Genomic DNA, 7,613 nt, shown 5'->3' on the forward strand with positions numbered 1-7,613 from the left:
GTAGAAGCGCCCGAACGTATCCAGCTCGCGCAGCAGGAGCTGCGGAATCGCCGCCTCCGGGATGTGCTGTCCGGTGACGGCCTCGATCGCGCTCAGGGCGAGGACGAGCTCCCCCGCGTCACCCCCCGGCGTTCCAATCACGCCCTGATCGTCGCGACCGTCCACGCACGAGCGCTTGCCACTGACGAGCAGGGCCGCCAGCCGGACCCACCGCACCTGGCTGGGATCTCCGACGTGCTTCTCGATCCGCTCCGGGGTGAGGGCGCTGGGCGGCTCCTCCCCGACGAGGGATTCGGGGGCGAACTTCCGCTCGAAGATGCGCTCGTCCCGGCTCGTCGAGAAGCCCGCGGCCTTCCAGGCCAGCATGCCGCCCGCCATGCTCGCGACGTACTTCATCCCCAGGGCCTTGAGATAGGACGCCGCGCGTCCGGCCCTGTCCCCCGAGCGGGAGACGAGGACGACCGGCACCTCACGGCCCAGCTTCGAGGCGATCTCCGCGATGCGCTCGAGGGGGACCCACGTCGAGCCCGGGATGTGCCCCAGCGGCCCCACGAGCTCCTCGCGATCCCTCACGTCGATGACCCAGACCGACCGGTTCTGCTCGGCCACCCACTCCGGGGCGAACTCGGAGACGCTCGAGGCGCCCCCTCGGGAGCGATCCTTCCACTTGAGATCGAACAGGCGCTCACTTCGGGACGGGCTCATTCAGAAGGCTCCTGCTCCAGGGGGGACCCCTTCGTGAGAACGGCCCCGGGGTAAGTCAACGTGGGACTGTCGATGGCCGCCCCCATCCAGGGCACCATCTCATTGAGGGTCCGGGCGATGTTCGCGGAGATCTCCTCGAGCGGCAGATCATTGTCCTCCGTGCCGAAGGGCTCCTCGATCTCCACGCCAATCTCCTCGATGCCCAGGAAGGTGTAGGCGATGATCACCACGACGGCCACCGACGCCCAGCCGAAGGACTCCACGAGGGCGAACGGCAGGCTGAGGATGAAGAGGATGAGCGTGCGCCGCAGGTGCAGCATGTACGCGAATGGAAGCGGCGTCCGGACGATGCGCTCGCACCCGCCCTGGTAGTCGATGAGCTGCTGGACGTTCTGGTCGATCTGCATCTGCACGTAGTCGGAGATGAGCCCGCGTTGCCGGGCCTCGGCGAGGACCGAGGACATGCGCAGCGCCACGGCGACCCCGGCGTTGCCCGCGGCCAGCACGCGCTCAACCTCCGCCTGGGGCAGCAGGGCCGCGGCGGGTCCGAGCTCCCCAGCGCCCCGCAGGACTCGCGTCAGCGCGTACGGGTACACCGCCGTCCAGGCCGCCAACCGGCGCAGCAGCTCGAGCGAGGGGATGTTCATCGCCGCCGCGCGCAGGAGGTTGCGCGTCTCGTTGACGACGCCTCCCCACAGCTTCCTCCCCTCCCAGAACCGGTCGTAGGAGGAGTTGGTGCGGAACACGAGCAGCAAGCTGAGCGCGGTGCCGACCAGCGTGTGCCCGGTGACCGGCACGTCGATCTTGTGGACGTGCAGGTGGAACCAGGTCAGCCCGATGGACCAGAGCGAGAACACTCCGAGTCGCCCGAAGATCTCCTGGAGCAGGCCGCCCCGGAGCTTGAGGAGGTGTCGCCACCAATGATGCGGATCGTACTTGATCATGCCCGGCCCCCTTCTAGCCGGGTTGCCGTGCTCCGAAAAGAACTCCGCGCTGCTAGATTCGCGAGCCGTACATGGGAGGGCCCTCCGAATGAGTCGCAGCGAGCTGACCGGCTGTACCGTGGCACTGGTGATGGTGCTGGCCTGTGGCGTCGCGGGCGCCCAGCCCCTGCCCTACCGCGGCGAGACCTGCTCGGAGGATGGGGTGGTGTGCCTCATCATCGAGCAGCCGGATACGGAGACGGCCTCGATCTCCATCCGCACGAAGGCCCGCGCCGAGCTCACGCTCACCCTGGATGCGGAGGTGGAGAACGTGGAGCTGTCGACCCCGCTCCCCGTCACGGCGGTGTTCGACGGCCCCCAGACCCGGACGCTCGTGAAGCTCACGCACCACCGGCGCGAGCTGGCCTGGAGATACAAGAACGTCCGCTACAGCTGGAACTGGGGCAACCCCCGGGCGATGCACGATGACTCGGTCCTCTACCAGTTGCCGATGGCCTCGGGTCGTCCGGTCCGGGTGCTTCAGGGGTATGATGGAGAGTTCAGCCACAGCGGCTCGAGCCGGTACTCGGTGGATTTCGATCTCCCCGAGGGCTCGCCCGTGCACGCGGCTCGGCAGGGAGTCGTCGTCCAGGTGGTCCAGACCTTCACGACGGCCGGCACCGACGCGAGCTACCGGGAGCAGGACAAGGCCAACCGCGTGCTCGTCCGCCACCCTGACGGGACCCTCGGGTACTACGGTCACCTCAAGCCAGGAGGGGCCGTGGTCCAGGAGGGGCAGTCCATCGCCGCCGGGCAGTTGCTCGGCCTCTCCGGCAACACCGGTTTCTCGAAAGGCCCACACCTCCACTTCGAGGTGAGAAGGCCGATCGATGGAAGGACGTGGGTGACGTTCCCCGTCCGCTTCACCACCGAGCAGGGCCTGGGCCTCACGCTGGAGAAGGACAAGTCGTATACGGCCACCCGCTGAGGGCCTTTTCAACAGGCCCTCACCCTCGCGGACGGGATGAAGGTCGCTTCGGAAACCCTCGAGGCGCCCTTCTGGCAGGCGCTCAGGCGCTCCTGCTGCCCGGCCCTCCGCTTCCGGATCATTCCACCGAGCCCCATCCCTCCTCCCCGAAGGCAACGAGGGGTTGCCTCGAAAGCAACGGAGGGGTGTCTCATGTCCATTCGGATGATCTCGTGGAGTGTCCTCGTCGTCGGTGCGTCCCTCTTCGGCATGGCCTGCGGCCCCACCGAGGAGCCCCCACTGGCGTCCATCGAGCAGCACACCGACGAGGCGGAGAAGAAGCCCCCCTGCGGCCATGAGCCCGGCTACACCTACGTCTCCCGGGATCCCGCGGAGTGCCCCGCCATCCTCTTCATCTGCCCCGAGGGCTCCACGGCGTTCTTCAATGACTGCGGCTGCGGCTGCCGGACCACTCCATAGGGCTGGCTCCACGCCCCGAGTCCGGACATTTCTTCCCGTCACCGGGCGGACGCTCCGGAAGTTTCTTCCGGTGAGCGCCGCCGGTGGGCACACGGCTTCCGCACCGGAGCCCCTTCTTTTCCCAGCAACTCCGAGACCTTCGCCTCGGTGAGGCAGGGTTTACCCAGAGTGGAGTCGGGATTGCACGTTCCGTGCGCCACCCTGGGGGAGTGCAATGGCTGAACTGCGCTGGGCGTCCGTCGCCGTGTGTCTGTTGACCGTCGTCGCGGTGGGCTGCGAGGCGCGGGAACCCTCGAAGTTGAGCGTCCTGCCTCGGGACCTGGAGTTCAATCCCTCGCCGATCGGTGTGGCCCGGGTGGAGAAGGTCTTCCTCGTCAATGAAGGGGGCGAGCCCCTCACCATTCACGGGGCGACAGCCACCGCGTCCAGCCTGGAAGTACCCTCCTTCGAGCCCTTCACGCTGGAAGCCGGTGCCACGCGCAACCTGGAGGTGCGCTTCACGCCAGACGTGGAGGGCCCGGTGCGGGTCGAGCTGGAGGTACGCACCGACGCCAGCAACGTGGGCCCCGAGGGCGTGCTCCGGGTGAAGGTGAGTGGCCAGGGCGTGAGGCCCCTGCTGGAGGTGAGGACGGCCTCCATCGACTTCGGTACCCAGGCCCTGGGCGAGGTGCGAGAAGGCACCCTCCTGGTGCACAACCTGATGGGGACGGACAGCCGGGTGCGCCTGGAGTTCGCCGGGGCCGACGCGGACCAGTTCTCCTCCAGCGAGGCGAGTGCGCCGCGGGTCTTGAGCCCGGGTGAGGTGCGCGCGCTGCCCGTGTTCTTCGAGCCCAAGCGCCTGGGAGCGGCCCAGGCCCTCGCGCGCATCTCGGTGTGTCCCGGCTGCGAGCCCCTGGACGTCCCCCTCTCGGGCCAGGCAATCGCCTCGTGGCTGGAGGTGACGCCGTCGCGGGTGGACTTCGGGCGCGTGGAACGGGGGAACTTCGCCGAGGCGAGCTTCACCGTGCGCAACCTGGGCTCCAAGCCCCTCGCGTACGGCGGGGTGAAGCTGCTGGACAACGCGAGCGGCGCCTTCTTCGTGGTGAAGGAACCCACGCTTCCGGACGGACGGCTCGCTCCTGGCGAGGTGATGGAGCTGAAGCTGGGCTTCTCCCCCACCACCCGCGGACCCGTGCACGAGGCGCGGTTGGAGCTCGACGCGCGTCCCGTGGGCACCACGCAGCCGGGGCTCCAGGTGCCGCTCGCGGGAGAGGGCGGCGCCGCGTGCGTGGAGCCCCAGACCCGCGCGCTCGACTTCGGCCTCGTCGCCGAGGGCATGAGCGTCACCCGGGAAGTCCGGCTCCTCAACCGCTGCCGCACCCACGTGCTGCTGAGCGGCCCGACGCTCACGCCCCGGAGCGGCGGAGACTTCCTCCTGACGCACGCGCCCGCCAGCCTCTCCATCCCCGCGGGCCTCTCCGCCTCGGTCCCCGTCACCTTCCAGCCTCGTACCAGCGGCGCGAGCGAGGCCGGGCTCACCCTCCAGCTCCACAACGGGCACAGCTCCTTCACCGAGGAGGTGCGGGTGACGGGCACGGGCAAGGTGTTCTCGCCCTGCCAGTACAATGTCGAGCCGGCCACGGTGGACTTTGGCAGCGTGCCGGTGGACGCCGAGGTGACGCTCAGCGCGGCGGTGCGCAACATCGGCGCCACCGAGTGCTACCTGGCGGGGATGCAGCTCGTGGAGGGCTCGGATGCGACCTTCGCCGCGGACGAGCCGGGCAACACCGTGCTCGCGCCGGGGCAGCGGGCCGCGCTGCTCGTGCGCTTCAAGCCGAGCGCCGAGGGCGAATTCTCCGGCCTGGCCGAGGGCAGGGTCAACCACCCGTCCAACGGCCATGTGCTGATACCGCTGCGCGGTCGGGGCGTGCGGGGCTGCTTCTCCGTGCAACCCACTCACCTGGACTTCGGCGTCACGCGGCTCGCCTGCGGCCCGAAGAGCCGCGAGCTGGTCGTCCACAACAAGTGCCCCGGGCCCACGACGCTGACGGGGATGGGCCTCGAGGGCGACCTGAGCGACTTCAAGCTGACGCACGGTCTCCTCTTCCCGGCGGTGCTCGGCCCCAACAGCGAGACGCGCATCCAGGTGACGTACGAGCCGCGGAGCGACGGGGATGACACGGCCGCGTTCCGGTTCGATCTGGGCACGGGCTCGCCCTATACGGTGGGGGTGCTGGGCAGGGGCGTACTGAAGAACGAGCAGACCGACGAGTTCATCCGTTCCACCAAGACCCAGGTGGACGTGCTCTTCGTGGTGGACAACTCGGGCTCGATGCAGGACGAGCAGCAGCTCCTGGGAGAGAACTTCGCGGCCTTCCTCTCGCCCATGAGCCTGGAGGGCGTGGACTACCACATCGCCGTCACCACCACCGGCGTCGAGCGCTCCTCGGGTGGCTGGGCGGTGTGCCCGGGTGGTGCCGAGGGGGGTGAGAACGGGCGCTTCTTCCCCGTGGATGGCTCCTCGCCGCGCATCATCACCCCCTCCACGCCGTCGGCCGCGTCCGTCTTCGCGTACAACACGCGCGTCGGCGTGTGTCACTGGAACGAGATGGGTCTGGAGGCCATGTACCGCGCCCTCTCCGAGCCGCTCGTCTTCAACGAGGACGACCCGCGCACCCCGCTGGCCCATGACGGCAACGCCCACTTCCTGCGCCAGGACGCCAGCCTGGCCGTCATCGTCGTCACCGACGAGGAGGACTTCTCGCCCCAGCCGGTGTCCTTCTACGAGACGTTCCTCGAGGGGCTGAAGGGCGGAGACGCCTCGAAGGTCGTCTTCTCCGCCATCGCCGGGCCCAAGGACCTGGGCTCCTGTCCCAAGGCCAGCAGCTCCGGCCACCGCTACATCCAGCTCGCCGAGGCCACGGGCGGCGTGGTGGAGAGCATCTGCACGCCCCACTGGGCCGACTCACTGAAGCGGACCGCGGAGAGAATCTCCGCCTCCACCCGCGGCTTCCCGCTCTCCGAGAGGCCCTTGGACACCTCGCGCATCGAGGTTCGGGTGGATGGCGTCGAGGTGAAGACCGGGTGGACCTATGACGGGGCCACCCACTCCATCCTCTTCCAGAAGGGCGCGGTGCCGGCACCAGGCTCCCACGTGCGGGTGACCTATCCCGTGGACTGCTGAACCCGTAGGAGTTGACTGTTTTATTCCAGGAACAACGGTTACGACCGGCAGCGCTACTTCGATTCGCCGCCAGCGTCCGGCAACCGGGGGCTCCCCGCGCGGGGATGAAGTTCCCATCCGCTCGAAGACCCTATAATTTCAGAGGCTCCTGTGGCGTGACGGCTTCCGGTCACCTCGGGGTTGTGCCTTGTGCACCAGGTGAACCCACCTCTGAGCGGACATTCAACATGAACACTGTGCGCGTTATAGGCGCCGGCGCTTTCGTGCCCTCCCGGGCCATCAGCAACGCGCGCCTCGCCGCGGCCTTTCCAGGCTGGTCCGCCGAGCGCATCCTCGAGAAGACGGGCATCCGCGAGCGGCGCTACCTGTGGGACATCGACGCGCAGGGCCGGGCCATCGCGCCGCCCGAGAATGATCGCCCCGTCTACCCGGCTTCCAACACCGACATGTGCGAGGTCGCCCTGCGCCGGGCGCTGACACAGTCGGGCGTGGACGCCCGGGAGCTGGACGCGCTCTTCCTCGTCACCTGCTCGCCGGACGAGCTGAACTTCAACCACGACGCCATGGTGCTGCACCAGCGGCTGGGCTGCCGCGCCGACACCTTCGCGCTGGTGATCGACGATGGCTGTGGTGGCACCCCTTACATCCTCGACATGGCGAGCAAGATGATGCAGGGCGGCCGCTTCAAGACGGTGGCGGTGGTGGCCTCCTCGCTGCTCTCGCCGCAGCTCCACCCGGACGTCTACACCGATGAGATCACCCCGGCCCCGGGGCGCAAGACGCTCAACGCCTACCTCTCCGCCTATGTGTTCGGGGATGGAGCGGGCGCGGTGGTGCTGCGCGCGGACGGCAAGGAGGGAGAGGGCATCCTGGCGAGCATGTCCGGCAACGCCCACGCGGAGCTGGTGATCCGCCGGGGCGGAGGAATGATGCGGCTGCCGTACCAGGGGCGGACGCGGCCGGCGGACCTGGCCTTCGTGGTGGACGGGCTGCGGGTGGCGCAGAGCTACTCCGTCTACATGCGCCAGTGCATCGAGGCGGTGCTCGCCGAGCGGCCCGAGCTGCGCTCCGAGGTCAAGCGCTACTACTTCCACCAGCCCAACAAGCGATTGATGGAGCACTTCATCGCGAAGGCGGGCCTGCCCCGCGAGCGCGTGGCCCTCAACGTGGACCGCTACGGCAACACCTCCGCGGCCGGGAAGCTCATCCTCCTGGCCGAGGATCTGGAGGCGGGCCGGGTGCGACTGGGAAGCGGGGACCTGGTGTTGGTGGCCGCGGTGGGCGCGAATGTCCACTATGGGGCGCAGCTGATTCGGTTGTAGCCGGGGCTCGGTTCTTCCTCTGTAGACTGGGCGTGGCTCCTCCCCCCCCAAGG

The 7,613-nt window shown here is 68.8% G+C and carries 6 protein-coding genes; 4 read left to right on the forward strand and 2 right to left on the reverse strand.

Features of this window, described 5'->3' with window-relative positions; all coding sequences use genetic code 11:
- Both VF697_RS21415 and VF697_RS21420 read right to left on the reverse strand, forming a co-directional pair.
- Positions 1–705 (reverse strand): rhodanese-like domain-containing protein (locus tag VF697_RS21415; protein WP_331097827.1); only part of this gene is annotated, 705 nt, incomplete at its 3' end.
- Entirely contained in the window at positions 702–1,649 is a 948-nt protein-coding gene (locus VF697_RS21420; protein WP_331097830.1) for a bestrophin family protein, read from the reverse strand. The genes VF697_RS21420 and VF697_RS21415, both read right to left, overlap by 4 nt.
- An 88-nt stretch (positions 1,650–1,737) precedes the next feature.
- On the opposite strand from VF697_RS21420, the gene VF697_RS21425 reads away from it, so the two are divergent.
- From VF697_RS21425 to VF697_RS21440, 4 genes are all read left to right on the forward strand, one after another.
- Positions 1,738–2,616, forward strand: a complete 879-nt coding sequence (locus VF697_RS21425; RefSeq protein WP_331097832.1) for a M23 family metallopeptidase — start codon at positions 1,738–1,740, stop codon at positions 2,614–2,616.
- Between the two features lie 192 nt (positions 2,617–2,808).
- Complete coding sequence (locus VF697_RS21430; protein WP_331097834.1) at positions 2,809–3,075, forward strand: hypothetical protein; 267 nt, start codon at positions 2,809–2,811, stop codon at positions 3,073–3,075.
- Positions 3,076–3,289: 214 nt separating this feature from the next.
- Positions 3,290–6,238 carry a choice-of-anchor D domain-containing protein gene (locus VF697_RS21435; protein WP_331097836.1) on the forward strand — a complete coding sequence of 983 codons (2,949 nt, stop codon included), beginning with the start codon at positions 3,290–3,292 and terminating at the stop codon, positions 6,236–6,238.
- 227 nt (positions 6,239–6,465) lie between these two features.
- Positions 6,466–7,560 carry a 3-oxoacyl-ACP synthase III family protein gene (locus VF697_RS21440; RefSeq protein WP_331097838.1) on the forward strand — a complete coding sequence of 365 codons (1,095 nt, stop codon included), beginning with the start codon at positions 6,466–6,468 and terminating at the stop codon, positions 7,558–7,560.
- Positions 7,561–7,613 lie beyond the last annotated feature (53 nt).

It is taken from the genome of Archangium sp. (genome assembly GCF_036388035.1).
Lineage (GTDB): Bacteria > Myxococcota > Myxococcia > Myxococcales > Myxococcaceae > Archangium.

Bases quoted from the DNA above. Each gene is read 5' to 3' on its own strand.
- VF697_RS21420 (WP_331097830.1), bottom strand. From the start codon at position 1,649: ATGATCAAGTACGATCCGCATCATTGGTGGCGACACCTCCTCAAGCTC.
- VF697_RS21425 (WP_331097832.1), top strand. From the start codon at position 1,738: ATGAGTCGCAGCGAGCTGACCGGCTGTACCGTGGCACTGGTGATGGTG.
- VF697_RS21430 (WP_331097834.1), top strand. From the start codon at position 2,809: ATGTCCATTCGGATGATCTCGTGGAGTGTCCTCGTCGTCGGTGCGTCC.
- VF697_RS21435 (WP_331097836.1), top strand. From the start codon at position 3,290: ATGGCTGAACTGCGCTGGGCGTCCGTCGCCGTGTGTCTGTTGACCGTC.
- VF697_RS21440 (WP_331097838.1), top strand. From the start codon at position 6,466: ATGAACACTGTGCGCGTTATAGGCGCCGGCGCTTTCGTGCCCTCCCGG.